The organism is Catellatospora coxensis, assembly GCF_016862635.1.
GTDB classification, from domain to species: domain Bacteria; phylum Actinomycetota; class Actinomycetes; order Mycobacteriales; family Micromonosporaceae; genus Catellatospora; species Catellatospora coxensis.
Window position 1 is genome coordinate 40,133 of the sequence record NZ_BONI01000009.1, and the last position, 25,975, is coordinate 66,107.

Below are 25,975 nucleotides of genomic sequence, written 5' to 3' on the forward strand. Positions count from 1 at the left end.
TGGGCGGTCATGCCGGGCGGTCGGCCGAGCCGGGGGTGAGGCCGAGGGCGAGCAGGTCGGCCATGCCGAACTTCGCACCGGCGGCGGGCAGGATCGGTTGCCAGTCCGGTTCGAGGCTGAGGTGGCTCGCGGCGTCGGCGCGCTGCAGGCCGATGAGGACCTCCGCGACGATGCGGCCGCCGACCGGGCCGAGCCGGTCGCCGTCGCCGCGGTGTTCGGCCTCCTTGAGGATGTAGAACCACAGCGGGGTGCCGTCCGGCCAGCTCTGCTCCAGCTCGTCGGAGGTCAGCGGGTCCACCCCGAGCAGCCGGGCGACGGCTTCGCCGCTGGGCAGCGCGGTCGTGTCGCCGCGCAGCAGGTCCCGGACGGCCAGCGAGCGGTACGCCGCCGTGTCGACCGCCCCGGTGACCTGCTCGGGCAGGCCGATGAGGCTGGCGGCGAGCCGCCCGTCGAGGCGTTTGGCCCGCTGCGCGGGCGGGTGGCCGGGCAGGTCGAAGACCTGGGCGAGGTCGAGTCTGCGGTCCGCGGGCACGGGGCCGAAGCCGACCAGGTCCGGGAAGAGCGGCACCGCCGGGCCGCCGTCGACGAGCCGGTAGGTGTGCCGGATCTGGCCGTGGCCGTAGCGGAACGCGGCGTCGGCGAACTCCAGCGGGATGTACGCCTGCCCGACCGGCGGCGCGAACCACCGGCCGCCCTCGGCGAGCACCTGCTCGACCAGCTCGGTGCCGACCAGGCGCGGCAGGAAGTCGTGGACCACGATCCACTGGTAGTGCCAGGTGAGGGTGATCCGGGCCTTGTCGAACACGTCGACCTCGGCCGTCCCGGCCTCGCGCAGCAGGTCGACGATGCGGTTGTGCGCGCGCAGCAGCGCCATGTGCAGCGACAGCGCGAACAGGTGCGAGTCGTTGCGGGGGTCGCCGATCAGCGCCACGCCCTGCTGGTTGCGCGGCACGTCGCCGCCGTCCGGCCCGAGCAGGAACTTCGCCGGATCGTGCACGTCGAACAGGTACGGCGAGCCGATCGGGCCGTCGGAGTAGACCATCTCCAGGTTGAGTTTCGGGGCGCGGGCGTTGCGCAGCGCCTCCGGGTCGACGCCGCCCATGATCGGCGAGCGGTCGGCGGTGATGTCGTGGGCGATGAGCTGGCCGAAGAAGGGCCAGCCGGCGGCCTCGGCGGCGTCGTCGCGGCCGGGGTCGAGCCGGTCCAGGACCGCGGTGGCGTCGCAGACCCCGCCGTCGACGCCCGCGCGCACCAGCAGCTGCGGGTCGGTGCCCAGCGGGGCGAGGCCGGGGAACATGCGCCCGTAGCGGGCCGCGCCGGTGGGCCGGTCCACGGCGCGCGCCATGCTCAGGCAGTGGTCGCGGGCGGCGACCCGGCTGCCGTGCGCGTGTGCCGGAGCGCCGCTCACCTGCCGAGCGTATGCCCCGGTGTCGCCCGGTCCGGCCTGGTTGGGCAGACGGCCCGCGGTCATGCCCGCCTCCGGCGGCCGTCGTCGGGCCGGGAGTCGTCCTCCACGGCCTGCACCGCGCCGAGCAGGTTGCGCAGGCCGACCTCCTCGCTCTGGGTGTACGCCGGATCGAGGACCCACTCGTCGATGGGCACCTCGACGGCCTGCTCCTCGGGCAGGCTCGCCTCGGCCTGGGCCAGCTCGGCCCTGACCTCGGCCTCCAGGTCGTGCAGGAAGGCGTTGTCGCCGGTCGGGATGTTCATGTCTCCTCCAGGGCAGGTCACCACCAGCTAAGACCGGACAGCCCGGTGGCCTGTGACAGCTCGTGCGGTCATCCGGGCCTCGCGGCGGAGATCCGGGCGAGTTTGGCGGGGTTCATCACCCACATGACCTGGTCGATGCCTTCCGGCGTGGCATGGATCGCCGCCAGCGCGACGCCGGCGCCGTCCCGCGAGATCAGCACCGCCGGCCGGCCGTTGGCCTCGACCCAGGTGAACTCGGCCCCGGTCCAGAAGTGCGGGGCGAACGCGACGATGAACTTCGCCACCGTCGTGCGGCCGACGACCGGGATCCGGGCGGCGCGCACCGCTCCGCCGCTGTCGGAGTAGCTGACGACGTCCGAGGCGAGCAGCTCCTCCAGCGCGGCGAAGTCGCCCGTGCGGGCCGCGGTCAGGAACGCGGTCAGCAGGGGCCGCTGCTCGGCCGGGCGTACGGACTCGCGCGGGGAGTCGGCGACCCGTTTGCGGGCCCGGCTGACCAACTGGCGGGCGCTGTCCTCGGTGGCCTGCACGATGTCGGCGATCTCCCGGTAGGGGTAGCTGAACGCCTCGCGGAGCACGTACGCGGCGCGCTCGGTGGGTGTCAGCTTCTCCATCAGGACCAGCATCGCCATTTCCAGCGCCTCGCCGCGTTCCGCCCCTAAAGCGGGATCTGCGCTGGTGTCGACCGGTTCGGGCAGCCACGGCCCGATGTAGGTCTCCCGGCGCGAACGGGCCGACTGCGCGGCGTTGATCGCCAGCCGGGTCGTCGTCGTGGCGAGGAACGCGCCCGGATCGCGTACCGTGTCGCGGTCGTAGGCCTGCCAGCGCAGCCAGGCCTCCTGCACGATGTCCTCGGCCTCGGCCGCGCTGCCGAGCATGCGGTAGGCGATGCCGAACAGGCGCGGGCGCAGGCTCGCGAACACCGAGGCAGCCTCTTCGAGAGCGGCCGCCGACGGATCGCCCAGAGCCGGCACCCATCCATGCTAACGATCTTTTCCCGGCCGGGTCCGTGCTTCGCCCCGGCCGGGCGGCGGCTCACCGGCGCGCGGTGCGCCCACCCCGCGCGGCCGGGGTCTTCCGGCGCTCGGGGCGCTTCGCAGGCGCGGGCTTCGCCGCCGGCTCCTGCTCCTGCCGCTCCTTCAGGCGCTTCTGCTCCCGCAGCACCTCGGCGTGCGTGGCGCGCTCCGCGACCAGCCACTCCGGCGGGTCCGCGACCAGCTCCGCGATCTGCGCGGTGGTGAGCGCCTCGGTGATGCCGGCGCGGGCGAGCCCGCTGTTGGACACCCGCAGCCGCGCGGCGACCACGCTGCGCGGGTGCGGACCGTCGCGGCGCAGGTCGGACAGCCACTGCGGGGGGTTGCGCTGGAGCTCGTCGAGCTCCTCGCGGGACACCAAGCTCTCCTGGAACTCCTTAGGCGTGGCCGGCAGGTACACGTCCAGCTTCAGCGCCGCCGTGGCGGCCTTCATCACCTGGGGCTTCTTGGGCTTGGTCACCGACTCAGCCTAGCGGCCCGGCAGGCCGCCGCTGACCGCGGTGCCTGCCGTCACCGATCGGGCACATCGGGCTTCCCGGTACCCTGACCAGGTTGCGCCAACCGCAGCGCTGCCCGTACGCCGGTGCCTGGCCGGTCGACGCTCCGGAGGTAACCGTGCCCGACCCCGAGGACGCCCGTCCCGCGTTCCGCCTGCTGGCCGTGCCCGGCGTCACCGTCGACAAGTGGGCCCGGGTCTGGTCCGAGCGGCAGCCAGCGGTGGAGCTGCGGGTGGAGCCCGCCGAGGCCGCCGACGCCGCCGCGCTGCTGGCCGTGGAGGCCGACGCCGGCCTGCTGCGGATGCCCGTCGACCAGGACACTTTCCACGCCATCCCGCTGTACACCGAGGTGACGGTCGTCGTCGTGCAGCGCGACCACCTGCTCTCCGCCGGCGACGAGCTGACCGTCGCCGACCTCGCCGACGAGATGCTGCTGAGCCCCATGGACAACGTGATCGACTGGACCGGTGTGCCGGGGGCCCCGGCCGTGCTCGACCACCGCCCGGACACCACGGCCGACGCCGTCGAACTCGTGGCCGCCGGGGTCGGCGTGCTCGTCGTGCCGCAGTCGCTGGCCCGCGCCCACCAGCGCCGCGACCTCACCTACCGCGTGGTCACCGACGCCCCGACGTCGTCGATCGGGCTGGTGTGGCCCCGCGACCGGTACACCGACCTGGTCGAGGAGATGATCGGCATCGTCCGCGGCCGGACCGCCAACAGCACCCGCGGCCGCGCCCAGCCCGAACCGCCCGCCCGCCCGGCGGCCAAGGCCGCGCCCCGCGCCACACCCCCGGCCAAGCGGACACCCGCCCGGCGCGGCGGACCCAGCCCCCGCACCACCCCGAAGCGGCGCGGCCGCTGATCACCAGGCGGCAGGTTCGGAACCGCCGCCGGTCACGGCTGTCCCCGGTTCGGGGTGACGGCATCGATCGACTCCTCGGCGGACCGGCGCGTGACAGGCGGCGGCTCGCCGGGCGGGGCATGGCCGACCCGGACGCACACCTGCGGCTCGCCTAGTCCCGGCAGCAGCCGGCGCAGCTCGTCGCGGGTGTCGGCGACCTCGGTGACGTCGCTGATCGGCGCGCTGCCCAGGCCGTGCACGGCGGCGGTGAGCAGCACCGCGGACAGCGCCTGCCCGGCCCGCAGCCACGCCGGCGGGGTGTCGTCGTCGGTGAAGACGATCAGGTAGCGGGCTCCGGCGTCGGTGTCCCGGCCCGGATGCATGGTCTGCCCGCCGAACGGCGCGTAGTCGCGGATCGGCACCCGCCGCTGCACCGCCCGCACCGTGGTCTCGGTGGGCACCCCCTCGCCGCTCCACGGCGGACGGTGCGTCCAGTCGGCCAGCTCGGCCCGGTAGTCGGCGTCGGACAGCTGCAGCGCGCCGGCCCGCACGGCCGCCAGGGCCAGGACCGGGATCTGGTCGATGTCGACCAGGTGCACGTGGGCGTGCTCCCGCTCCCCCGCGACGATCAGCGCCCAGCATTCGGCCTCGGTGACCTGCTCGGAGGTGAACGGCCGCCGGTCCGTGCGGCGGCGCCTGATCGCCGCGCTCGCCTGCAGCTCGGCCAGGTGCGGCCGGTACGGGCCGACGATGCGCAGCTCGGCGAGCAGGTCCGGGTCGGCCGGGTCGGGCAGCTGCCGCACCTGCACGTCGTGCCCGGCGGCGGCCAGGGCGGTGCGGGCGTGGTGCAGCGCGGCCCCGCAGCTGACGGTCAGCAGCCGGCCGGCCGGGTCGGCGACGGGAAGCGAGCGCCGGCGGTCGGCGTACAGGCGCAGCCCGTCCGGACCGGCGTGCCAGCGCCACGGCTGGGTGTTGAAGACCGACGGCGCGGCGAGCGCGGTGCGGGCCGCGTCGCGCAGCACCTGTTCGCGGTTCGTCTCGACTGCTGTCATGCCTTCACTGTCCGCCCGGCGCGGGCCGGCGGGCAGTGCCGGCCGGCCCGCGTCGGGCGGGGCGAGGGTCCCGGCCGGGGACGGGTCTTTGGTCCCTTCCCCGGCACAGCGGCCGGAGCGGACAATGCGGGGGTGATCCGTGTGTTCCTGCTCGACGACCACGAGGTGGTCCGGCGCGGCCTGTGCGACCTGCTGCAGGCGGGCGGCGACATCGAGGTGGTCGGCGAGTCCGGCTCGGCGGCCGAGGCCGCCCGGCGCATCCCCGCGCTGCGCCCCGACGTCGCGGTGCTCGACGCCCGGCTGCCCGACGGCAGCGGCATCGACGTCTGCCGCGACGTCCGCTCCGTCGACCCGGACATCAAGGGCCTGATCCTCACCTCGTACGAGGACGACGAGGCGCTGTTCGCCGCGATCATGGCCGGGGCCGCCGGATACGTGCTCAAGCAGATCAAGGGCACCGATCTCGTCGACGCCGTACGCCGGGTCGCCGCGGGCCAGTCGCTGCTGGACCCGGCGGTCACCCAGCGGGTCCTCGAACGCATCCGCAACCCGCGACACGAGCCCGACCAGCTCAAGGCGCTGACCGAGCAGGAACGCCGCATCCTCGGCCACGTCGCCGACGGGCTGACCAACCGGCAGATCGCCGAACGGATGTACCTGGCCGAGAAGACGGTCAAGAACTACGTGTCGAGCCTGCTGGCCAAACTCGGCCTGGAACGGCGTACGCAGGCGGCGGTGTTCGCGGTGAAGCTGGGCGAGCGGCCGCCGCGCTGATCCGGCCGGCCAGCTCGGGGCGGCCGGCGGCCAGCGACGCGACGGTCTGCAGCTGCGGGCCGGTCGCGAAGAGCCGCTGGATGACCACGTCGTGCAGGTCCCGGGAGTGGTCGCGGATCCGGGTCGGCACGCCGAGGAAGCTGTGCATCGGCGGATGGTTCGCCGGGAAGCCGACCGAGCGCGGGTGGGTGGAGATGTCGGCCATCCGGACCGGCTCCGGGTCGCTGATCAGCAGGCCGAGCACACCATGCCCGGTGGGCAGCGCGCCGGTCGCCGCGTGCTGCTCCGGAGTCATGCCGTGGGTGATGAACTCGACGGCCGGGGCCATCCGCGCCCGCCCGGCCGGTCCGCGTACCGCGGCAGGTCCCGCAAGGTCGGGACCAACGGCCCTGAACAGGCCCGCCCGCGGCGACGACAGTGGAGGCCATGCAGACGTCAGCCGACCTGGACACCGCCCTGCGGGCCGCCGTGGCCGCCGCCGTGCGCGCGCCGTCGGTGCACAACACCCAGCCGTGGCGTTTCCACCTCGGGTCCGACACCATCGACGTGTACGCCGACCCGTCCCGGCTGCTGCCGGTCAGCGACCCGACGGGCCGGGCGCTGCGGGTGTCGTGCGGCGGCGCGATCCTCAACGCCCGCCTCGCCCTGGCCCACCACGGCTGGTCCACGGAGACGCTGCTGGACGCCGGAGCCGCCGAGCCGCTGCACCTGGCGCGCGTCCGCGCCGTCGGCCCGCACCCGGCCACCCCCGCCGAGCAGGAACTGCATGCCGCGATCGGCCGGCGGCACAGCAACCGCGGCCCGTTCCTGGACACGGCCGTGCCGCTCGACGTGCGGGCCAGGCTCCACGACGCCGCCGACGCCGAGGGGTGCTGGCTCGACCTGATCCTCGGCCCGGTGGCCCAGGACCTGGTCGCCGGGCTGGTCCGCGTCGCCGACCAGCTGCTGCTGGAGACGCCGGGCTACCGGGCGGAGCTGGCCGCGTGGATCCGCGACGACCCGGCCAGCCCCGACGGTGTGGCCCGCCGCGACGGCGGCCCGGCACCCGAACCGCAGGACGTGTTCACCCGCCGCGACTTCGGCGGCGCTGCCCGCCCACCGGGACGCGACTACGAGTCCAGCCCGTTCGTGGCGCTCCTCGGGGCGCACGGCGACACCCCGCACGACGACCTGCGCGCCGGGCAGGGCCTGCAACGGGTGCTGCTCACCGCCACCGCGGCCGGGCTGGCCACCTCGCTGACCTCGCAGCCGATCGACGTGCCCGCCATCCGCGAGCAGCTGCGCCTGGGCATGCACCGCCGCGGCGCGCCACAGATGCTGCTGCGCGCCGGGTACGCGGTCGCCACTGGTCCGACGTCGCGGCGGCCGGTCGCGGACGTGCTGACCGAGCACAGGTGAGCAGTGGCGAAAGTCCCGGGCACGCACCGTCGATCCACAACACCCAGCCGTGGCACTGGCAGATCCACCCCGACCGGCTCGACCTGTACTCCGACACGACCCGCGCGCTGCCCGGCACCGATCCGGACCAGCGGATGCTGCTGGTGAGCTGCGGCGCCGCGCTGCACCACGCCCAGACGGCGCTGCACGCCCAGGGCCTCGACACCGCGGTGCGCCCGCTGCCCGAACCGACCGCCCCGACCACCTGGCGACCGTCACCGTCACCGGCGACGTCCCCGTCACCGCGCAGGCGATGCGGCTCGTGCGGGCGCTGCGGCTGCCGTTCGAGCAGACCGCCACCGTCGACGAGCACTAGTCGTCGTCCACCACGTTGCCGTCGCGGTCATGGACCGTCGCCGCCTGTTCGAGGGCGACGCGCCATGACCGCTCGTCGTCGGTGCCGGCGCGCCAGTCGTCGCCGCGCACCTCCCACATCGCGACGAGCCCGAGCAGCTCCTCCGGTGTGCCGGCGCTGAACAGGCAGCCGTCCTTGGCCGCGGTGTACTCGGCCGTGTACTCGCCGGGTCCCTCGCGCAGGTAGCTCAGCGAGACTGCACAGCCCTTCGCCCGCAACGCGAACAGCGCCGGGCCGCCGGTGTTTCCCGCGACCCGGATCACGACCCGGTGCTCCCCGCTCACCTGCGGGCCCCTCTCGACGAATGCGCTGCTCCGCAAAGGATAGGCGGGTCCACGGTCCGCCCGGTGGGGAGTCTTTGGTCCCGTCACGAGGGGCCGTCGAACTCTGCTGTGACCGGTGTGACGGGCGGGATTCTGGGTGCAGACCCCCGACGTCCAAGGAGACGACGATGAAGCGCAGGACCCTCGACCTCATGTTCAGCCTCGGCGGCGTGGCCGTCGCCATCCTGCTGACGATCGCCGGCGTGGTGCTGTCGGCCAACGCCGACTTCGCCCGCACCTACGTCGCCGACCAGCTCACCCAGCAGAACATCACGTTCAAGACCCTGGACACCCTCACCCCCGAGGAGCGCGAGCAGCCGGGTCTGGTCGAGTACGCCGGGCAGCAGCTGACCACCGGCAAGCAGGCCGAGGTGTACGCCAACGAGTTCATCGGCCTGCACCTGAAGAACACCGCGGGCGGCAGGACCTACGCCGACCTGGGCGTCCCGCAGGCCCAGCTCCGCACCCAGGTCGCCGAGGCGGCCAAGAACAACGACCCGAACCTCGCCGCCCTGCAGCAGCAGCTGACCGACGTCACCGCGCAGCGGGAGACCGTGTTCAAGGGCGAGACCCTGCGCGGCCTGCTGCTGACCACCTACGGATTCAGCGAGTTCGGCGTCAAGGCGGGCCAGGCCGCGCTGGTCGCCTACCTCGCCGCCCTGGTGCTGGCGCTGCTGTCGGTCGCGGGCTTCGTGCACGCCTTCACGACCCCCCGCACGGTGGCCTTCGCCCCGGTCGAGGCCACCCCGGGCCGCGAGCGGATCGACGCCTGAGGCACCGGTCCCTGGGGCGGCCCGCCGTTTGGCGGGCCGCCCCAGCCGTCTGCCCAGGCGATTCACAGCGGAACACGGCAATTCTGTGGACTCGTACAACCATGCGCCGCCCGGGTTCCGTTATGGACAGAGGCACGCCGGTCACTCCCTCGACGGCGGCCTCGATCCTGAAAGGAGTCGGTGTGTTCCACATCGGACCCCGAAATCTCCTGCTCGCGCTGCTGATCGCGGTGCTCGTCGCCTCGGTCGGCGGCGCGGGCACCGGTGCCGCCGAGCAGCCCGCCGGGGCCGCGCCCGCGGCTCCCACCCTGCTGCCGGCCGGCAAGCAGTACACGGTGACGCTGCTGACCGGCGACGTGGTGACGGTGCAGACGCGGCCGCAGGGCTGCCCGCTGGTGTCGGTCCGGCCGGCGAAGCCGAGCGGCGTGCTGCACCGCAACTGCGGCCCCGACGGGCACGTGCGGGTCGTGCCGGCGCAGGCCGCTGCGCTGATCGGCTCGGTGCTGGACGAGGCGCTGTTCGACGTGACCACCCTGATCCTCGAAGGCCACGACGACGCGCGGGCCAAGGACATCCCGCTGATCGTGCGGCAGGGCAGCGGGCCGCAGGCAAGGCAGTCGCTGACCGCAGGGCTCGACCGCACGCGCGAGCTGGCGAGCATCGGGGCCGTCGCCGGACGCCGGCCCAAGGCGAAGGCCGCCGAGTTCACGACCATGCTGTCGCAGCTCACCACTGCCCGTACGGCGACCGGCTCCGGCACCCGGGTGTGGCTGGACCGCCAGGTGCGGGCCACAGCCGAAGCGGGCGGCGCGGGCCTCGACGCCAACCTGCGCCAGGTACGCGCGCCGCAGGCGTGGGCGGCGGGCTTCACCGGCCGGGGCGCGAAGGTGGCGGTGCTCGACACCGGCGTCGACTTCACCCACCCCGACCTGAAGGGCCGCGTCACCCAGTGGGCCGACTTCAGCACCGAGGACGGTGACGGCGTCGACCGGTTCGGGCACGGCACCCACGTCGCGGCCACGATCGCGGGCACGGGCGCGGCCTCCGGCGGCGCGCGGCGCGGTGTCGCCCCCGAGGCCGACCTGGTGATCGGCAAGGTGCTCGACGACTACGGGTACGGCACCGACTCGCAGATCATCGCCGGGATGGAGTGGGCGGCCACCCGCGCCGATGTGATCAACATGAGCCTGGGCGGCTGGGAGCCGAGCGACGGCACCGACCCGCTGTCACTGGCCGTGGACGCGCTGACCGAGCAGCACGGCGCGCTGTTCGTGGTGGCCGCGGGCAACGACGGCCCGGCGGACGGCACCGTGTCGTGGCCCGCCGCGGCGGCCTCGGCGCTGACCGTCGGCGCGGTGGACGCCGCCGACGTGCCGGCGGACTTCTCCGGTCGGGGCCCGCTGGTCAACACGTGGGCCGCCAAGCCCGAGCTGGTCGCACCGGGCGTGGAGATCGTCGCCGCGCGGGCGGCGGGCACCGGCATCGGCCGGGTGATCGACGCCCGGTACACGGCCGTGTCCGGGACCTCGATGGCCGCCCCGCACGTCGCGGGCGCGGCCGCGATCCTGGCGCAGCGGCACCCGGACTGGAGACCCGCGCAGTACAAGGCCGCGCTGGTGGGAGCGAGCGAGCCGCTGGCCGGCGCGGACCCGTACACCGTCGGCGCGGGCCGCCTGAACGTCGTCCGTGCGCTGAGCGGCGCGGTCAGCGAGCAGCCGGTCGTCAACCTCGGGACGTTCCCGTACCCGCAGTCCGGCATCGCGCGCACGACGCTGTCGTGGTCGAACACCTCAGCCGAACCCGCCAAGCTCCGGTTCAGCGTCGCCGTCACCGACCGGCACGGGACGGCCGTGCCCCGCACCGCGACCCTGTCGGCGTCGTCGGCGGTCCTCGCGCCCGGCGCGAAGGCGACGGTCGGCCTGCGGATCGACCGGTCCCGGCTCGCGGCCGCGCCGGGGCTGTACACGGCCGTGGTCACCGCGCACACGTTCGGCGGAGGGTTCGTGTCCAGCACGCCGGTGACCTTCTACGTGGAGCCGCCCAGCTACGACCTGACGCTGACCTCCACTCCCCTGCCGCAGACCCCCGAGGGCTCGGACGTGTACGTCTCCGCGATCGTGGTGAACCTCGACGACCGCGCGCTGTACGCGCGCCGGTGGGATGTCCCGCCCGGCGAGACCGTGACGGCACGGGTGCCCGCCGGCCGGTACAGCATCGTGTCGTCGATCTGGGACCTGGGCGAGGCGTCGTCGCGGATGGGCCTGGTCGGCGATCCCGATGTGACGGTGGCCGCGGACACCGCGTTCGTGCTCGACGGCGCGCGGGCCAAGCCGGTGACGGCCGCCGTGGACGGAGTCGAGACGGTGGCGAACGCGGTCGGGCTCACCTACGAGCAGGTGCCCCGGCACGGGCCGGGCTGGTCGGACTTCGCCTTCGCGTGGGGCGCGGACGCGGGCAAGGGCAGCGTGTTCGCCACCCCGACCGACGGGCCGGGCGTCGGCACGTTCGACGCGTACGCCTCGTACTCGCTGGTCGCTCCTGGTGACGGGCCCAGCCCGTTCCTGTACGACCTGATCCGGCCGCTGGGCCACCGGATCCCGGACGATCTCGCCTACCGGGTCGGCGTAGCCGAGCAGGCCCGGCTGGCCCGCATCGACCAGCGCTTCCACCTGCTGGACAAGGAGGACACGTACGTCGGCCACAAGCGGTACGGGTACAGCCCGACGGGCGGGTACATCGCCGAGGCGGACACCCACGGCCTGTCCGGTGACCGCGTGGACTACGTCACGCCCGACTACTCCTGGAAGGACGAGGCGTTCTACGACGCGAACATCGGCTACGGCGTGGTGACGCAGGAGTCGCTGCGCCGGTACGAGCCGGGCAGCCGGCAGCAGAAGGTGTGGGTGCGCCAGCCGCTGCGGCCGGACTGGTACGACGATCCGGCGCCGTCGTCGAGCGGCTGCCGGCCCGCGCCGGTGTCGCGCACCCGCGGCGTGCTGCATGTCGAGCTGGTCGACCTGACCGACGAGCATCAGCGTTTCGACTGCCTGGGCTGGGGCGACGGCTGGTCGGAGACGACCCGGACGCTGACCCTGCACCGCAACGGGGTCCTGCTGGGACAGTACCCGGAGTCGTTCGGCGACTTCGCGATCCCGGCGGCCGCGGGTGCCTACCGGCTCACGTACGACCTGGACGCGAGCGTCCTGCTGCCGGTCTCCACCCGGGTGACCACCGCGTGGACGTTCCGGTCGGCCGGGCCCGCGGGCACCGGCAGCGCCCCGGTGGCGCTGCTGTCGGTCGACTACGCGCTGCCGCTGGACGTGGCGAACCGGCCGACCGGGGGCGCCGCCGAGTTCAAGGTCCGCCAGGCGCACGGCGTGCCCCGGCAGGACGTCACGTCGTTCCGGCTGTGGACCTCCTTGGACGACGGCGCCACCTGGCAGCCGGCGGCCGTGACGGCCCGCGGTGACGGCTTCGGCGCGACGCTGCCGACGCCGTCGGCCGGGCAGTCGGTGTCGTTGCGGGTCAAGGTAGCGGCCTCCGCGGGCAGCGCGGTGGAGCAGACCATCATCCGGGCGTATCGCGCCGGCTGAGTCACGTCTCCGGTTCTCGTGCCGGGCTGGGCGAACGCCTGGCCCGGCACGACTTTTTGCTGCCGAATCCCACTAATTGGAACTCCTATTTCACAGATAGGAGATGTGGGATAACGTCTCCACCATGACCAGCCGACAGACCCCGCTCGACGCCACCGCAGTCGCGGTGTCGCGGGGCTGCTGCCGCTGCTGGACCACCGCGCGCGGCTGCTGCTGAGCAGCGCCGCCCCCTCTCGCGACGAAGCCGACCGGCTGCCGCCTCCCTCCCGATCCACGGCCGCGCCCTGCCGCGCCGTGCTCGTCCACACCCGACCGACGCGCACCCCGTCGCCGGGACAACCCTCATGCCGCCTTCCATCTCTGCGTCCCCGCACGACGAAGGAGACCCCTGTGAAACCCCCATCCCTGGACCGCCGCACGTTCCTGTCCGCCACCCTCGGCGCGGTCGCGTTGAGCCTGACCGGGTGCGCCCAGGACGAGACCCCGGCCGCCGCGCTGGCCCTCACCGCGCCGCTGCTGGAGTCCACGCCGACCGGCACCAAGCTCGTCGTGGGCGACAAGGAGCACCAGAAGGCGATCGAGTTCTCCGGCGAGGCGAAGAACCTGACGTTCGACGTGGAGTGGGCCAACCTCAGCGGCGGCCCGCAGACCCTGGAGGCCTTCCGCGCCCGGGCGCTGGACATCGGCTCGGTCGCCGACATCCCGCCGATCCACTCGCACTGGACCGGCATCCCCACCAAGATCGTGGCCTCGAAGTTCCGCCAGGACCCGCTCGACCACGCCGTCTACCGGCTGGGCATCGCGCCCGGGGTCGCCGTCGCCACCCTCGCCGACCTGCGGGGCAAGAAGGTCGCCTACAGCCCGGGCCAGGCCCAGGGCGCGCTGGTGCTGCGGGTGATGCACAAGGCCGGGCTGGCAAAGAAGGACGTCGACCTGATCGAGCTGCCGAGCACCGGCGACGTCTACGCCAATGCGCTGGCCGCCCGGCAGGTCGATGTCGCCCCGATCGGCGGCGTGCAGGTCAAGCGGTACGAGTCCAAGTACGGCAAGGACGGGGCGACGACGATCGCGCACGGGCTGCGCGACGACCCCGGTCACCTGTACGCGCCGGTCACCGTGCTCGCCGACCCGGCGAAGGCGGCCGCGATCCGCCAGTACGTGCAGGTGTGGGCGCGCGCCTGGCGCTGGCGCGAGGCCAACCCCGACGAGTGGATCGACCGGTACTACGTCAAGGACCAGGGGCTGACCGTCGAGGACGGCCGGTGGATCGTGGCCAACGCCGGTGTCGCCGACATCCCGCCGACGTGGAACGACGCGATCTCCCGCCACCAGGAGACCATCGACCTGCTCGCCAAGGAGACCGGCAACAAGCCGCTCAAGGCCGAGGACCTGTACGACCGGCGGTACGAGACCGTCGCCGCCGACGCGCTGGCCGCCGGAGGTGCCCGGTGACCGCCTCCGTGCTCGCCCGGCCGCGCACGTCCGCGGCTGCCGTACCCGCCCGCAGGCCGCGCCGCCGGCTCGGACCCGGCCGGCCCCTCCCGTTCGGGGCGGTCCTCGGGCCGCTGCTGCTGCTGTCGCTGTGGGCGATCGGCTCCGCGGCGGGCTGGCTCGACACCCGCACCCTGTCCGCGCCCTGGACCGTCGTGACCACGGCGGGCGAGCTCATCGCCGACGGCCGCCTGCAGGACAACCTCGCCGTCTCGGCCCAGCGGGCCGGGCTCGGCCTGGCCGTCGGCACCGCCATCGGCACCGTGCTCGCGCTGCTCTCCGGGCTCAGCCGCTGGGGCGAGGCGATCCTCGACGGGCCGGTCCAGATCAAACGGGCCATCCCGGGCGTCGCGCTGATCCCGCTGCTCGTGCTCTGGCTCGGCATCGGCGAGCAGATGAAAATCATCACGATCGTGCTCGGCGTTTTCGTGCCGGTCTACATCCACACCCACAACGGCCTGCGCAGCATCGACAGCCGCTACGTCGAGCTGGGCGAGTCGCTGCGGCTGCGGCCCGGGGTGTTCCTGCGCCGGATCGTGCTGCCCGGGGCACTGCCGGGCTTCCTGCTCGGGATGCGCTTCGCGGTCGTCGGGGCGTGGCTGTCCCTGGTGGTCGTCGAGCAGATCAACTCCACCAGCGGCATCGGCTACATGATGGAGCTGGCCCGCCAGTACGGCCAGACCGACGTCATCATCGTCGGCCTCGTGCTGTACGGCCTGCTCGGGCTGCTGTCCGACGGCGCCGTACGGCTCGCCCAGCGGAAGGCGCTGTCATGGCGACGCACCCTGGCGGACTGACCGGCACCCGCACGGTACGCACCCGGGACCTGCGGCGCGGCTTCGGCGACCGCCTCGTCCTGGACGGCCTCGACCTGGAGATCGGCGCGGGCGAATTCGTCGCGCTGCTGGGCCGCAGCGGCTCGGGCAAGAGCACCCTGCTGCGCGCGCTCGCGGGACTGGACCGCGACGTGGCCGGCTCCGGCGCGATCGACGTGCCGGAGAAGTCCTCGGTCGTGTTCCAGGACGCCCGGCTGCTGCCCTGGCAGCACGTGCTCGACAACGTCGTGCTCGGCCTGTCCGGGCCGGACGCCCCGCAGCGCGGCCGGGCGGCCCTGGCCGAGGTCGGCCTGTCCGGGCGCGAGCAGGCCTGGCCGCACCAGCTGTCCGGCGGCGAGCAGCAGCGCGTCGCGCTGGCCCGCGCCCTGGTCTCCGAGCCGGACCTGCTGCTGGCCGACGAACCGTTCGGCGCGCTGGACGCGCTGACCCGGCTGCGCATGCACGACCTGCTGCGCGAGCTGTGCCGCCGCCACCGGCCCGCGGTCCTGCTGGTCACTCACGACGTCGACGAGGCCGTCACCCTCGCCGACCGGGTCCTGGTGATCGACCAGGGCCGGATCACCGTCGACACCACCATCGACCTGCCCGAACCGCGCTCCCACCGGCAGCCGCGGTTCCAGGCGTACCGGGAGTCGCTGCTGCGCTCGCTGGGCGTCGAGACGGAAGGATGACCATGCTGCACCTCAACGCGTTCCTGATGGGCGTCGGCCACCACGAGGCCGCCTGGCGGCTGCCGGAGAGCGACCCGTTCGCGCAGACCGACGTCGAGCACTTCAAGCACCTGGCCCGCATCGCCGAACGGGGCCGGCTCGACTCGCTGTTCCTCGCCGACAGCCCCGTGCTGTGGAACAGCATCGGGCGGCGGCCGTCCGGCACCCTCGAACCGACCGTGCTGCTCACCGCCCTGGCCGGGGCGACCGAGCACATCGGGCTGATCGCGACCGCGTCGACCACCTACAACGAGCCGTTCAACCTGGCCCGCCGGTTCGCCTCGCTGGACCACATCAGCGGCGGCCGGGCCGGCTGGAACATCGTCACCACCGCGGGCGTGGACGCGGCCCGCAACTTCAACCTCGACGAGCTGCCCGCCCACCGGGAACGGTACGAGCGGGCCGCCGAGTTCGTCGACGTGTCGCTGAAGCTGTGGGACAGCTGGGACGACGCCGCGCCGCTGGGCGACAAGGACGGCGGCCGGTGGGGCGACGACACGCTGCTCTACCCACCGGAGCACACCGGACGGCACTTCCGGGTCGCCGGGCCGCTCAACGTGCCGCGCTCGCCGCAGGGCCACCCGCTGCTGGTGCAGGCGGGCTCGTCGGAGGACGGCAAGGAGCTGGCCGCCCGCTACGCCGAGGCGGTCTTCACCGCCCAGCAGACCCTCGCCGAGGCCCAGGCGTTCTACCGGGACCTCAAGTGGCGCACCGCGCAGGCCGGCCGCGACCCGGACACGATCAAGATCCTGCCGGGCATCGTGCCCGCGATCGGGTCCACCGAGGCCGAAGCCCTCGCGCTGGAGGCCGAGCTGGACCGGCTGATCAAGCCGGAGTACGCCCGAATGCAGCTCGCCACCACCCTGCGGGTCGCCCCCGAAGACCTCGACCTGGACCGGGAACTGCCCGCCGACCTGCCCGACGAGGACGAGATCGAGGGCGCGAAGAGCCGGTACACGCTGATCGTCACGCTGGCCCAGCGCGAGCGGCTGACCGTACGCCAGCTCATCGGCCGCCTCGGCGGCGGGCGCGGCCACCGCACCTTCGCCGGCACTCCGGAGCAGGTCGCCGACGCCATCGAGGAGTGGTACCGCAGCGGCGCGGCCGACGGCTTCAACATCATGCCGCCGGTGCTGCCGTCGGGGCTGGCGACGTTCGTCGACCACGTCGTGCCGATCCTGCAGCGCCGCGGCCTGTTCCGCACCGAATACACCGGCAGCACCCTGCGCGAGCACTACGGCCTGCCCCGCCCCGCCAACCGGCACACACGGCAGCCCGCCGCCGCCCACTGACCCGCAGAGAGGACCCACCATGGTCGACTACCGCCCCTTCGGGCGCACCGGCGTGCAGATCAGCACGCTGACGCTCGGCGCGATGAACTTCGGCGCCCGGGGCAACCCGGACCACGAGGACGGCATCCGCATCATCCACCGGGCTCTCGACGAGGGCATCAACGCCATCGACACCGCCGACGTCTACTCCCACGGCGAATCCGAGCAGATCGTCGGCAAGTCGCTGGCCGGCGGGCGGCGCGACGACGTCTTCCTCGCCACCAAGTTCCACGGCCAGGTCGGCGAGCACCCGCACCACCGCGGCAACTCCCGCCGCTGGATCCACCGGGCCGTCGAGAACAGCCTGCGGCGGCTGGGCACCGACTGGATCGACCTGTACCAGGTGCACCGGCCCGAGCCGGACACCGACTTCGACGAGACCCTCGGCGCGCTGTCCGACCTGGTCCGCCAGGGCAAGGTCCGCTACCTCGGCACGTCCACGTTCGAGCCGTCCGCGATCGTGGAAGGGCAGTGGATCGCGCAGCAGCGGGGCCGGGAGCGGGTGGTCAGCGAGCAGCCGCCGTACTCGATCCTGGCGCGCGGCGCCGAACGCGAGGTGCTGCCGGTGGCGCAGCGGCACGGCCTGGCGGTGATCCCGTGGAGCCCGCTGGCCGGTGGCTGGCTGTCCGGGCGGCCGCAGACCGGGGCGGACGGGCCGGTGTCCCGCCGCGCCGAGCGCTTCCCGGCGCGGTACGACCCGGCCGTGCCGGCCAACGCGAGCAAGCTGACCGCCGTCGCCGAGCTGACCGCGCTGGCCGACGAGGCGGGGCTGTCGCTGATCCACCTCGCGCTCGCGTTCGTCCTGCAGCACCCGGCCGTCACCTCGGCGATCATCGGGCCGCGCACCCTGGCGCACCTGGAGTCCCAGCTCGGCGCGGGCAAGGTGACGCTGTCCGCGGACGTGCTCGACCGCATCGACGCCATCGTCGCGCCGGGCACCACGCTGAACCAGGCCGACGCCGGCTACGTGCCGCCGTCGCTGGCCGACCCCGCGCAGCGCCGCCGCGGCGCGAAGGAGGCGTGATGAGCGCCGAGTTCCTCTGGTACATCCCCAACCAGGCCAGACCCGGCCATCGCGGCGACGACGCCGTCGAGGGCCACAACAGCCTGCAGACCCTGGTCGGGCACGCCAAGGCGCTGGAGGAGCACGGCTGGGGCGGGGCGCTGCTCGGGACCGGCTGGGGACGGCCGGACACCTTCACCGTCGCCACCGCGCTGGCCACGCAGACCACGACGTTCCAGCCGCTGATCGCGATCCGGCCCGGCTACTGGCGGCCGGCCCACTTCGCCTCGGCCGCCGCGACCCTGGACCACCTCACCGGCGGGCGGGTGCTGGTCAACATCGTGTCCGGCAAGGACGACCTGGCCGCGTACGGCGATCAGGAGGGTGAGCAGGCGCAGCGCTACGACCGCACCCGGGAGTTCCTCCGGATCGTCCGCAGGCTGTGGACCGAGGAGAACGTGACGTACCACGGGGAGCACTTCGGGGTCACCGGCGCCACCGTGGTGCCCCGCACGGTCGTACGCGGCGACCGCAGGCACCCGCGCCTCTACTTCGGGGGCGCGTCCGAGGCCGCCGAGCAGGTCGCCGCCACCGACGCCGACGTGCAGCTGTTCTGGGGCGAGCCGCTCGACGGCGTACGCGAGCGCATCGAACGGCTGCGGGAACTGGAGCAGAAGCTGGAACGCGAGCACGCGCCACTGGAGTTCGGGCTGCGCATCACCACGCTGGTCCGCGACACGACGGAGCAGGCCTGGGCCGACGCCGAGGCCAAGGTCGCGAAGATGGCCGACGGGCAGGACCCAGCGGCGCGCGACCCGCGCTGGCGGGCCGCCGTCGGGCAGCGGCGGCTGCTCGACCTCGCCGCCCGCGGCGAGGTGCTCGACGACAACCTGTACACGGCTCCCGGCCGGTTCGGCGGTGGCGGCGCGGGCACCACCTGGCTGGTCGGATCCGCCGAGGACGTGGCCCGTTCGCTGCGGCGGTACCGGGAACTCGGGGTCACGCACTTCGTGCTGTCCGACACGCCGTACCTGCCGGAGATCAGACGTCAGGGCGAGCGGCTGCTGCCGTTGCTCCGCGAGGAACCGGTCACGGGTTGAGCTTGGACTGCCAGTCCGCGGGCACCCGGCCGCGAGGGCCGGGCGCGGGCTGGTCGTTCGGGTGGTGCGTGGGCGCGGCCAGCGCCGGCCCACGCATGAACTGCTCGGTCCGGTAGTCCCAGAACCAGTCCTCGCCCGGCTCGAAGCTGCAGATGACGGAGTGCCCGGTCGCCTTGGCGTGGCCGGTCGCGTGCTGGGCCGGGGAGTTGTCGCAGCAGCCGATGTGGCCGCAGGCCGTACAGCGCCGCAGGTGGAACCACCAGCCGCCGGTCTGCTCGCATTCCACGCACCCCGGGCCGCTCGGCGGCACGCTCGGGTCGATCACCGACTCGTCATATTTCATGCTCTGACCCGCCCACCGCGGCAGCATACGGCTGCCGCAGCTTCAGGATGCCAGGATCGCCACCCCGCCGCAGCGGGAACGGATTAGTGGTGCGCGCTCCTCGCGTGACCGCGACCGGAGTCTCGGATCCGGCAGGACCGAAGCCCTGCCGGATCCGAAACCGGCAGCTCACGTCTGTCAGTCGACCGTCGCCGGCCGAGGGTCGGCCGACAGGAACCCGTCGAGCTCGTCCAGAAGCCGTTCCTTCGCCTGCTCCTCCAGCGCTTCGGTCATGGTCAGCCCGTTGCGAGCACGGCCGGCGACCGACTCGGCTATCTCAGCCGACCAGTGCACGGAACTCCGGTAGCCGGGGCCGTGGAGTCGCTCCTGCACCCACTCGTTGAAGCCCCGCAGAAAATCCCCATTCGTGACCGCATTACCGCCTTCCAGGAAGGCGACGAGCGTCGCATACCGGTCGTCGGGCAGGAACATGCGCGGTGTGATCCGGAGACGCCGCGCGAGCTGTAGGTGATCCATCGGAATCCGAAATTGATGTAGGGGGTGTGGTCAAACCTCGGCCCTGTCCATTGTGGTGCGTACCAGCGGCAGCACGTGCTCGCCGACGCGGCGGGCCTCCTCCAGGTGCGGCCACGCCGACAGGATGAACTCGTCGACGCCGAGCGCGGCATACTCGCCGATCCGCTCGGCGACCTCGGCGTAGCTGCCGACCAGGGCGGTGCCCGCGCCCTCCCGGACCAGGCCCACCCCGGCCCACAGGTTCGGCGCGATGACCAGGCCGTCGGCCCGGCCGCCGTGCAGGGCCGCCATGCGTGCCTGGCCGACCGACTCCATCCGGGCGAAACGCTGCTGCGCGGCGGCGATGCGCGCGGGGTCCATGCCCGACAGCAGCCGGTCGGCCTCGGCCCAGGCCTGCTCGGCGGTCGGCCGGGCGATGACGTGGATGCGCAGGCCCAGCCGCAGAGTGCGGCCCTGCTCGGCGGCCAGGGCGCGCATCCGGGCGGCTCGCTCGCCGATCGCCGCCGGCGGCTCGCCCCACATCAGGTACACGTCGGACAGCCTGGCCGCCACCTGCTCGGCGGCGGCGGACGCGCCGACCTCGTGGCCGTCGCCCGACGTGGGCAGGAACCAGTGGAACGTCATGGTGCTCTCCTCGGCTACCGGCCCGCGCTTTCCCACATCTCCGACCGGATTGCTAGCCTATTCGCCCGGCACGGAACTCGGAAGGCCGAGGACGGGTGCCGTTGACGCCGCTCTCCCTGAACGCTACCGGCCCGGAAGGGTCAGCGATCGACGAAGAGCAGCTCCGCCGCGTCCTCCCAGGCCTGGACCAGGTCGTTGGTCTGCGGGGAGCGCAGCCACTGTATCTGCAGGCCGTCCATCATGGCCATGAGCTGGCGGGCCAGCGCGTGCGGCTCGGGGCTGAGGTCCTTGGCGAGCGCGGCGAACACGGCCAGCGTGTGCTCCTGGCGGGCGGCGAAGTAGTCGTGCGCGGGGTGGCTGGGCGCGAGCGACTCGGCCTCGAGGACGGCGAACAGCCGTACGATCTCGGGCTGCCCGGCGTTGCGGCGCACCAGCGCGGCGCACATCCGCCGCAGGTCCACGCCCGGCGGCAGCTCGCCGCCGGCCCACGGGGCGGTGAGGTCGTCGACGCCGAGCTGCGCGGCCAGCGAGCGGGCGTCTTCCGCGTCACGGTGCTCCAGGACGGCGACCAGCAGGCCGTCCTTGGAGCCGACGTGGTGCAGCAGCCCCGGCACGGTCAGCCCGCACCGGTCGGCGACGTCCTGCATCGACAAACCCCAGAACCCGCGTTCGGCGATGAGCTGCGCGGTCGCCTCCATGATCTGGCGGCGGCGCTCAGCCGCGGGCAGGCGGGCGCGGTCCCGCCGGTACACCGGCACGGTCATCGGCACGCCACCTTTCGCTGCACCCCTTGCCGCGGCGCGGCACAGGCCCTAGGTTACAGCCAGGCTACTACCTACTAGGTGCTAGGTAACGTTTCGCCGGAGCCCCACCCCAGGGAGGAACCACTTGACCACCGACGCGGGATCATCCCGGCTCACCACCGCCGAGCAGGCCGCACTCACCAGCGGCGGCGACTTCTGGCACAGCGCCGCCGTCGCCGACCTGCCGAAGATCATGCTGACGGACGGGCCGCACGGCGTACGCAAGCAGATCGCCGACGCCAGCCAGCCCGGACTGCTGGACAGCGAACCCGCGACGTGCTTCCCGCCCGCGGTGGCGCTCGGCTCCACCTGGGACCCCGACCTGGTCCGCCGGGTCGGCGAGGCGCTCGGCGACGAGGCCCGCGCCATGGGCGTGTCGGTGCTGCTCGGCCCCGGCATCAACCTCAAGCGCAGCCCGCTCGGCGGCCGGAACTTCGAGTACTACGCCGAGGACCCGCTGCTCACCGGCGTGCTCGCCACCGAGTGGGTACGCGGCCTGCAGAGCCGGGGCGTCGGCGCGTCGCTCAAGCACTTCGCGGTCAACAGCCAGGAGACCGACCGGATGCGGGTCAGCGCCGACGTCGACGAGCGCACGCTGCGCGAGATGTACCTGCGCGCCTTCCAGCGTGTCGTGCAGCAGGCCCAGCCGTGGACCGTGATGTGCTCCTACAACCGGATCAACGGCGTTTACGCCTCGCAGGACCCGTGGCTGCTCACGACGGTGCTGCGCGACGAGTGGGGCTTCACGGGACTGGTCGTGTCCGACTGGGGCGCGGTCGTCGACCGCGTCGCCGCCGTACGCGCCGGACTCGACCTGACCATGCCCGGCCCGGACCCCACCGGGGACGAGGCGCTGGTGCGGGCCGTCGCCGACGGCACGCTCGACCCGGCGGCCCTGGACACCTCCGCCGCGCGGATGCGCGCCCTGGTCGAGCGCTCGGTCGCGGCCCTGGACCCGGCCGCGAGCTACGACGCCGACGCCCACCACGCCCTGGCCCGCGAGGCCGCCGGACGCGGCATCGTGCTGCTCAAGAACGACGGCGGCCTGCTGCCGCTGGCTCAGGGCGCCTCGCTCGCCGTCATCGGCGAGTTCGCCCGCAGCCCGCGTTTCCAGGGCGGCGGCAGCTCGCAGATGATCCCGACCCGGCTCGACGACGCGCTCACCGAGATCACCGCGCTGACCAGCGCGCAGGTCACGTTCGCGGCCGGCTACACCGTCGACGGCACGGCAGTCGAGCGCCTGGTCGCCGAGGCCGAGGACGCGGCCCGGTCCGCCGACGTGGCCGTGGTGTTCATCGGCACCGCCCAGGAGACCGAGGGCGCCGACCGGGACACCCTGGAGCTGCCCGCCGCGCAGCTTGCGCTCGTCGCCCGGGTCGTGGCGGCCAACCCGCGCACCGTCGTGGTGCTGTCGCACGGTGCGGTCGTGCTCACCAGCCCGTGGGACAGCGAGGTGCCCGCGCTCGTCGAGGGCTGGCTGCTCGGCCAGGCGGGCGGCGGAGCCGTCGCCGACGTGCTGTTCGGCGTCGCCAACCCGTCCGGGCGGCTCACCGAGACGATCCCGCTCAAGCTCGCGCACCACCCGTCCCACCTGGACTTCCCGGGCGAGGCCAGCCACGTGCGCTACGGCGAGGGCATCCACGTCGGCTACCGGGGCTTCGACGCCCGCGAGCAGGAGGTCGCATACCCGTTCGGCTTCGGCCTGTCCTACACCACCTTCGCGTACGGCGACGCCACCGCGACGGCCGTCGACGGCGGGATCGAGGTGCGCGTCCCGGTGACCAACACCGGCGGGCGGGACGGGCGCGAGGTCGTCCAGGTGTACGCGAGCCTGCCGGGTTCCCGCGTCCGGCGCGCGCCCCGGGAGCTGAAGGGCTTCACCCACGTCGCGATCGCCGCCGGCGAGACGGCAGACGTGCTGGTCCGGATCGACCGCGACGACCTCGCCTACTGGGACCCGAGCCTGCGCCGCTGGGCCGTCGAGGGCGGCGACTACCTGCTCGCCGTCGGCGCGTCGTCCCGGGACCTGCGTACCTCCGTGACCGTCAAGGTCGACGGCGACGACACCCGGGTGCCGCTGACGGCCGAGTCGACGCTCGGCGAGTGGCTGTCCGACCCGCTGGGCGGCCATGTGCTCGCCGAGGCCTTCGCCGCAGCGGCGGCCCAGGGCGGCGGCCTCGTCGGCATGGCCGCCGACCCGCAGATGTTCACCCTGCTCGCCGGAGTCCCACTGATCCGCATGGCCGCCTTCCCCGGCAGCCCCCTCACCCCCGAGGCGATCGCCCACCTGGTCGAAGCCGCCAACCCCTGACCCCTGACCCCGCGCCCGCCCCAAGATCGCGACGATCTTGCTTGAACTGTGGCTCATATGACCGTTATGGGCGTGTCACACCCACAGTTCACGCAAGATCGTCGCGATCTTGGGGTGTCGGCGGGGCGGGGGTCAGCGGGCGCGGCGGCGTTGGATCGAGCCCCAGATGAGGAGCACGATGACGGCGCCGATCACCGAGCCGATCAGGCCGGACGGGCGCAGGGCCAGGCCGTCGCCGTTGAGCAGGCTGATGCCGAGGCCGCCGACGAACGAGCCGATGAGCCCGGCGGCCACGGCCTGCGGCCAGCGGATGGTCCGGAAACCGCCGCCGCGCACGATCAACCATGCCAGCCAGCCGACCAGGAAGCCCCATACCAAGATCGCAAGAATCAGCACGTAACGCACCCTTCACGTCGGCAGGCGGTCGCCCCGATGTGCGGGACATCGGAATTACAGTGTCTCGTACTGATTTGAGATGTTATGCACGAATCAGCAAGACCCCTGCCCGCCACAGACGATCACCGCACCCGGCGGCGGCTGTCCTACGCTCCTCCGGTGACCTGGCTGCCGACCGACCTCACCCCGCTGCTGGCGCGCCTCTCCGGGCCCGACCGCCGCACCCGGGAGGCCGCCGCCGAGCACCTGGCCGACCTGCTGCGCTCCGGCGCGCTGCACCAGGATCAGGCGGAGCACGTCATCAGCAGGCTCGCCGAGGTCGCCGTGGCGGAACACCCAGGCGCGGACGCCTCGGCCGCCCGCTACGCCATCGGCGAGGCCACGGCCTGCTACCGGCCACCGCTGGAACTGGTCCGGCGCCTGACCGCCCTGCCGACGGACGAGCCCGCGATCCTGGAAGACGTGCTCGACATCCTGGCCTGCACGTACGACCCGGCGGCCGAGGACATCATCCGGACCCACCGCGCCGACCCGCGAGCCGAGGTCAGAGCCGCGGCGGAGCAGGCGCTGACCGAGCTGCCGGGACGTGTTCCGGGCCCGACCCCGCAGCGGTACGTGACCTGGGCGTACGCGGACCAGTGGGTGCGTGACCTGTCAGCCGTCCTCGCCACGTTCACCACGACGTTCGAGCAGGACCGCGGCTACCCGTGTGGCGAGCACACCCTCGGCGCGGCCGCCGGCCAGGCCGAACTGGTCGCGATGACGGCGGGTGAACTACACGACGTCATGCCCTCGGACCTGCTGACCTGGTGCCGCCGGGTGCGCGAGGTCAGCCTGCCCGACGTGGGCGCCGGCTACTTCCTGCACCCGCCGGACCTCATCGTGGCCCACGCCCTGGTCGAAGGCGTGCAGTGGATCATCGACGGGGACGGCAGCCGGGAGCGGGTGGTGGTGTTCGGCAGCGACGGCGGTGGCACCCTGTACGCGCTGAACCCCACCGGCACGGCCGTCCACCGGCTCCCGCCCGGCGAGATGCACGACGGCGTATACCGCACCGACGACCCGCGGGCCGGCGTCGTCGCCCCGCACCTGGTCGGCTTCCTCGATCTGCTGCGGGCGGCGGTCCACGAGCACGTCCGGACCGGGGCGGCGCCCGAGCTGTGATCACCACTGCCTGGGCGGCTCGCGCGTAGGTTAAGGTTGCCAGCCGGCGAGTCGGTCAACGGCGTACGGAGAGATCGTGATGGCAACAGGGCAGTCTGCTCCCACCGTCCCGGTGGCGGAGCGCCGCGGCTCGCGGCTGTTCGTGCTGGTGCTCGCCCTGGCCGCCGTGCTGGTGGTGGTGGACCAGCTGACCAAGTGGTGGGCGGTGGCGGAGCTGACCGGCCGCGCGCCGATCGACGTCATCGGCGAGCTGCTGCAGCTGCGGCTGACCTACAACCCGGGCGCAGCCTTCTCCATCGGCACCGAGTACACCTGGGTGCTGACGCTGATCGCGGCGGCGGCCGTCGTGGCGATCATCGTCGTCTCGCGCCGGGTGCAGTCGCGGGCCTGGGCGATCGGGCTGGGCATGATGCTGGGTGGGGCGTTCACCCACCTGCTCGACCGGCTGTTCCGCGAGCCCGGCTTCATGCGCGGACACGTGGTGGACTTCATCGACTACGGCCCGTTCGTGGGCAACGTCGCGGACATCGCCCTGGTCGGGGGCGTGGCGCTGATCCTGGTGCTCAGCCTGCGCAACATCCCGATGGCCGGACCCGCCGCCGAGCCGGAGACCGCACCCGATCAGACCGCCGAGACGCAGTAAGGCGTAGGCAGGGCAGCGGCGACACTCGTTCCATGCGAGCCTGACGGCTATGTACCTGAAGGCACGAATCCCGCTGGTCTGCACCTACGACAGCGAAGCCGACGCGGCGTACGTCTACCTCGATCACCCCATCGCATCCGGGGCGGCGGTGGAGCAGATCATTGCTTTCGACCCCACGGATGGCATGTTCAACCTCGATGCCGACGCCGACGGCCACATTCTCGGCCTGGAGATCCTCGGTGCCCGCAAACACCTACCGACCGCCCTCCTGCAAGCAATCCTGGAGAGCGGCCAAGATCAGGTGCAAGAAGACTGACG

At 73.3% G+C, this 25,975-nt stretch carries 26 protein-coding genes and 2 pseudogenes; 15 read left to right on the forward strand and 13 right to left on the reverse strand.

Features of this window, described 5'->3' with window-relative positions:
- Window positions 1-7: 7 nt before the first annotated feature.
- The 4 genes from Cco03nite_RS07440 to Cco03nite_RS07455 all read right to left on the reverse strand — a co-directional run bounded on the left by Cco03nite_RS07440 (window position 8) and on the right by Cco03nite_RS07455 (window position 3,201).
- Complete coding sequence (locus tag Cco03nite_RS07440) at window positions 8-1,471, reverse strand: peroxidase family protein (RefSeq protein ID WP_203690201.1); 1,464 nt, start codon at window positions 1,469-1,471, stop codon at window positions 8-10.
- Window positions 1,468-1,710, reverse strand: a complete 243-nt coding sequence (locus tag Cco03nite_RS07445) for a hypothetical protein (RefSeq protein ID WP_203690203.1) — start codon at window positions 1,708-1,710, stop codon at window positions 1,468-1,470. The genes Cco03nite_RS07440 and Cco03nite_RS07445 overlap by 4 nt, the downstream gene beginning before the upstream one ends.
- Window positions 1,711-1,778: 68 nt before the next feature.
- Entirely contained in the window at window positions 1,779-2,681 is a 903-nt protein-coding gene (locus Cco03nite_RS07450; RefSeq protein WP_239167186.1) for an RNA polymerase sigma-70 factor, read from the reverse strand.
- 61 nt (window positions 2,682-2,742) lie between these two features.
- Window positions 2,743-3,201: a DUF5997 family protein gene (locus Cco03nite_RS07455; protein WP_239167187.1), complete on the reverse strand. Its 459-nt coding sequence runs from the start codon at window positions 3,199-3,201 to the stop codon at window positions 2,743-2,745.
- Between the two features lie 92 nt (window positions 3,202-3,293).
- Here Cco03nite_RS07455 and Cco03nite_RS07460 point away from each other — a divergent pair, with 92 nt between their 5' ends.
- The gene (locus Cco03nite_RS07460) at window positions 3,294-4,100 is read left to right on the forward strand and encodes a LysR substrate-binding domain-containing protein (protein WP_239167188.1); all 807 of its coding nucleotides are present in this window, start codon (window positions 3,294-3,296) and stop codon (window positions 4,098-4,100) included.
- Window positions 4,101-4,132: 32 nt separating this feature from the next.
- Here Cco03nite_RS07460 and Cco03nite_RS07465 read toward each other — a convergent pair whose 3' ends face one another.
- Complete coding sequence (locus Cco03nite_RS07465; protein ID WP_203690205.1) at window positions 4,133-5,131, reverse strand: Acg family FMN-binding oxidoreductase; 999 nt, start codon at window positions 5,129-5,131, stop codon at window positions 4,133-4,135.
- Window positions 5,132-5,263: 132 nt separating this feature from the next.
- Between Cco03nite_RS07465 and Cco03nite_RS07470 the strand changes: the two genes are divergently transcribed.
- Window positions 5,264-5,905: a response regulator gene (locus Cco03nite_RS07470; protein WP_203690207.1), complete on the forward strand. Its 642-nt coding sequence runs from the start codon at window positions 5,264-5,266 to the stop codon at window positions 5,903-5,905.
- Here Cco03nite_RS07470 and Cco03nite_RS42775 read toward each other — a convergent pair.
- Together Cco03nite_RS42775 and Cco03nite_RS42225 are read right to left on the reverse strand one after the other, a co-directional pair.
- Window positions 5,805-6,035, reverse strand: a complete 231-nt coding sequence (locus Cco03nite_RS42775; RefSeq protein WP_275412014.1) for a histidine kinase — start codon at window positions 6,033-6,035, stop codon at window positions 5,805-5,807. The genes Cco03nite_RS07470 and Cco03nite_RS42775 overlap by 101 nt on opposite strands.
- A pseudogene (locus Cco03nite_RS42225) lies at window positions 6,015-6,218 on the reverse strand (ATPase); the annotation flags it as partial. The gene Cco03nite_RS42775 and the pseudogene Cco03nite_RS42225, both read right to left, overlap by 21 nt.
- Window positions 6,219-6,331: 113 nt before the next feature.
- Here Cco03nite_RS42225 and Cco03nite_RS07480 point away from each other — a divergent pair.
- Entirely contained in the window at window positions 6,332-7,303 is a 972-nt protein-coding gene (locus Cco03nite_RS07480; RefSeq protein ID WP_203690211.1) for an Acg family FMN-binding oxidoreductase, read from the forward strand.
- A gap of 351 nt (window positions 7,304-7,654) precedes the next feature.
- Here the strand turns inward: Cco03nite_RS07480 and Cco03nite_RS07485 are convergent, their stop codons facing one another.
- On the reverse strand, window positions 7,655-7,981 hold the full coding sequence (locus tag Cco03nite_RS07485) for a hypothetical protein (RefSeq protein ID WP_203690213.1): 327 nt from the start codon (window positions 7,979-7,981) through the stop codon (window positions 7,655-7,657).
- 167 nt (window positions 7,982-8,148) lie between these two features.
- Between Cco03nite_RS07485 and Cco03nite_RS07490 the strand changes: the two genes are divergently transcribed.
- The 8 genes from Cco03nite_RS07490 to Cco03nite_RS07525 all read left to right on the forward strand — a co-directional run bounded on the left by Cco03nite_RS07490 (window position 8,149) and on the right by Cco03nite_RS07525 (window position 18,857).
- The gene (locus tag Cco03nite_RS07490; protein ID WP_203690215.1) at window positions 8,149-8,793 is read left to right on the forward strand and encodes a hypothetical protein; all 645 of its coding nucleotides are present in this window, start codon (window positions 8,149-8,151) and stop codon (window positions 8,791-8,793) included.
- A gap of 182 nt (window positions 8,794-8,975) precedes the next feature.
- Window positions 8,976-12,386 carry a S8 family serine peptidase gene (locus Cco03nite_RS07495; protein ID WP_239167189.1) on the forward strand — a complete coding sequence of 1,137 codons (3,411 nt, stop codon included), beginning with the start codon at window positions 8,976-8,978 and terminating at the stop codon, window positions 12,384-12,386.
- A 390-nt stretch (window positions 12,387-12,776) separates the two neighbouring features.
- Complete coding sequence (locus Cco03nite_RS07500) at window positions 12,777-13,838, forward strand: ABC transporter substrate-binding protein (protein WP_203690218.1); 1,062 nt, start codon at window positions 12,777-12,779, stop codon at window positions 13,836-13,838.
- Complete coding sequence (locus Cco03nite_RS07505) at window positions 13,835-14,674, forward strand: ABC transporter permease (RefSeq protein WP_203690220.1); 840 nt, start codon at window positions 13,835-13,837, stop codon at window positions 14,672-14,674. The genes Cco03nite_RS07500 and Cco03nite_RS07505 overlap by 4 nt, the downstream gene beginning before the upstream one ends.
- The gene (locus Cco03nite_RS07510; RefSeq protein WP_203690222.1) at window positions 14,650-15,384 is read left to right on the forward strand and encodes an ABC transporter ATP-binding protein; all 735 of its coding nucleotides are present in this window, start codon (window positions 14,650-14,652) and stop codon (window positions 15,382-15,384) included. Before Cco03nite_RS07505 ends, Cco03nite_RS07510 begins: the two co-directional genes overlap by 25 nt.
- Complete coding sequence (locus Cco03nite_RS07515) at window positions 15,381-16,715, forward strand: LLM class flavin-dependent oxidoreductase (RefSeq protein ID WP_203690224.1); 1,335 nt, start codon at window positions 15,381-15,383, stop codon at window positions 16,713-16,715. The genes Cco03nite_RS07510 and Cco03nite_RS07515 overlap by 4 nt, the downstream gene beginning before the upstream one ends.
- Window positions 16,716-16,734: 19 nt before the next feature.
- Window positions 16,735-17,778, forward strand: a complete 1,044-nt coding sequence (locus Cco03nite_RS07520) for an aldo/keto reductase (protein WP_203690226.1) — start codon at window positions 16,735-16,737, stop codon at window positions 17,776-17,778.
- Window positions 17,778-18,857, forward strand: coding sequence for an LLM class flavin-dependent oxidoreductase (locus Cco03nite_RS07525; RefSeq protein WP_203690228.1), 1,080 nt, complete (start codon window positions 17,778-17,780; stop codon window positions 18,855-18,857). The genes Cco03nite_RS07520 and Cco03nite_RS07525 overlap by 1 nt, the downstream gene beginning before the upstream one ends.
- On the opposite strand, the gene Cco03nite_RS07530 is transcribed toward Cco03nite_RS07525, so the two are convergent.
- The 4 genes and pseudogenes from Cco03nite_RS07530 to Cco03nite_RS07545 form a co-directional block, all read right to left on the reverse strand.
- The gene (locus Cco03nite_RS07530) at window positions 18,847-19,200 is read right to left on the reverse strand and encodes a UBP-type zinc finger domain-containing protein (RefSeq protein WP_203690230.1); all 354 of its coding nucleotides are present in this window, start codon (window positions 19,198-19,200) and stop codon (window positions 18,847-18,849) included. The genes Cco03nite_RS07525 and Cco03nite_RS07530 overlap by 11 nt on opposite strands.
- 177 nt (window positions 19,201-19,377) lie before the next feature.
- A complete protein-coding gene (locus Cco03nite_RS07535; RefSeq protein ID WP_203690232.1) occupies window positions 19,378-19,671 on the reverse strand; it encodes a hypothetical protein in 294 nt (97 codons plus the stop codon).
- 75 nt (window positions 19,672-19,746) lie between these two features.
- A pseudogene (locus Cco03nite_RS07540) lies at window positions 19,747-20,292 on the reverse strand (LLM class flavin-dependent oxidoreductase); the annotation flags it as partial.
- A 188-nt stretch (window positions 20,293-20,480) separates the two neighbouring features.
- Window positions 20,481-21,104, reverse strand: coding sequence for a TetR/AcrR family transcriptional regulator (locus Cco03nite_RS07545; RefSeq protein ID WP_203690234.1), 624 nt, complete (start codon window positions 21,102-21,104; stop codon window positions 20,481-20,483).
- Between the two features lie 124 nt (window positions 21,105-21,228).
- On the opposite strand from Cco03nite_RS07545, the gene Cco03nite_RS07550 reads away from it, so the two are divergent.
- Window positions 21,229-23,454, forward strand: coding sequence for a glycoside hydrolase family 3 C-terminal domain-containing protein (locus Cco03nite_RS07550; protein WP_239167190.1), 2,226 nt, complete (start codon window positions 21,229-21,231; stop codon window positions 23,452-23,454).
- Window positions 23,455-23,586: 132 nt separating this feature from the next.
- On the opposite strand, the gene Cco03nite_RS07555 is transcribed toward Cco03nite_RS07550, so the two are convergent.
- Complete coding sequence (locus Cco03nite_RS07555; protein WP_203690236.1) at window positions 23,587-23,850, reverse strand: GlsB/YeaQ/YmgE family stress response membrane protein; 264 nt, start codon at window positions 23,848-23,850, stop codon at window positions 23,587-23,589.
- A 159-nt stretch (window positions 23,851-24,009) separates the two neighbouring features.
- Here Cco03nite_RS07555 and Cco03nite_RS07560 point away from each other — a divergent pair, with 159 nt between their 5' ends.
- The 3 genes from Cco03nite_RS07560 (at window position 24,010) to Cco03nite_RS07570 (ending at window position 25,973) form a co-directional block, all read left to right on the forward strand.
- On the forward strand, window positions 24,010-25,014 hold the full coding sequence (locus Cco03nite_RS07560; RefSeq protein WP_203690238.1) for a hypothetical protein: 1,005 nt from the start codon (window positions 24,010-24,012) through the stop codon (window positions 25,012-25,014).
- A 79-nt stretch (window positions 25,015-25,093) separates the two neighbouring features.
- Window positions 25,094-25,657 carry a signal peptidase II gene (locus Cco03nite_RS07565; protein ID WP_203690240.1) on the forward strand — a complete coding sequence of 188 codons (564 nt, stop codon included), beginning with the start codon at window positions 25,094-25,096 and terminating at the stop codon, window positions 25,655-25,657.
- A gap of 49 nt (window positions 25,658-25,706) precedes the next feature.
- Window positions 25,707-25,973, forward strand: a complete 267-nt coding sequence (locus tag Cco03nite_RS07570; RefSeq protein WP_203690242.1) for a DUF2283 domain-containing protein — start codon at window positions 25,707-25,709, stop codon at window positions 25,971-25,973.
- The last annotated feature ends 2 nt before the right edge of the window (window positions 25,974-25,975 follow it).

Excerpts from the sequence above, each read along its gene's own strand:
- Cco03nite_RS07510 (WP_203690222.1), top strand. The coding sequence starts at position 14,650 with ATGGCGACGCACCCTGGCGGACTGACCGGCACCCGCACGGTACGCACC.
- Cco03nite_RS07535 (WP_203690232.1), bottom strand. The coding sequence starts at position 19,671 with ATGTTCCTGCCCGACGACCGGTATGCGACGCTCGTCGCCTTCCTGGAA.
- Cco03nite_RS07440 (WP_203690201.1), bottom strand. The coding sequence starts at position 1,471 with ATGACCGCGGGCCGTCTGCCCAACCAGGCCGGACCGGGCGACACCGGG.
- Cco03nite_RS07565 (WP_203690240.1), top strand. The coding sequence starts at position 25,094 with ATGGCAACAGGGCAGTCTGCTCCCACCGTCCCGGTGGCGGAGCGCCGC.
- Cco03nite_RS07465 (WP_203690205.1), bottom strand. The coding sequence starts at position 5,131 with ATGACAGCAGTCGAGACGAACCGCGAACAGGTGCTGCGCGACGCGGCC.
- Cco03nite_RS07515 (WP_203690224.1), top strand. The coding sequence starts at position 15,381 with ATGACCATGCTGCACCTCAACGCGTTCCTGATGGGCGTCGGCCACCAC.
- Cco03nite_RS07570 (WP_203690242.1), top strand. The coding sequence starts at position 25,707 with ATGTACCTGAAGGCACGAATCCCGCTGGTCTGCACCTACGACAGCGAA.
- Cco03nite_RS07480 (WP_203690211.1), top strand. The coding sequence starts at position 6,332 with ATGCAGACGTCAGCCGACCTGGACACCGCCCTGCGGGCCGCCGTGGCC.
- Cco03nite_RS07490 (WP_203690215.1), top strand. The coding sequence starts at position 8,149 with ATGAAGCGCAGGACCCTCGACCTCATGTTCAGCCTCGGCGGCGTGGCC.
- Cco03nite_RS07545 (WP_203690234.1), bottom strand. The coding sequence starts at position 21,104 with ATGACCGTGCCGGTGTACCGGCGGGACCGCGCCCGCCTGCCCGCGGCT.
- Cco03nite_RS07525 (WP_203690228.1), top strand. The coding sequence starts at position 17,778 with ATGAGCGCCGAGTTCCTCTGGTACATCCCCAACCAGGCCAGACCCGGC.
- Cco03nite_RS07520 (WP_203690226.1), top strand. The coding sequence starts at position 16,735 with ATGGTCGACTACCGCCCCTTCGGGCGCACCGGCGTGCAGATCAGCACG.
- Cco03nite_RS07445 (WP_203690203.1), bottom strand. The coding sequence starts at position 1,710 with ATGAACATCCCGACCGGCGACAACGCCTTCCTGCACGACCTGGAGGCC.
- Cco03nite_RS07530 (WP_203690230.1), bottom strand. The coding sequence starts at position 19,200 with ATGAAATATGACGAGTCGGTGATCGACCCGAGCGTGCCGCCGAGCGGC.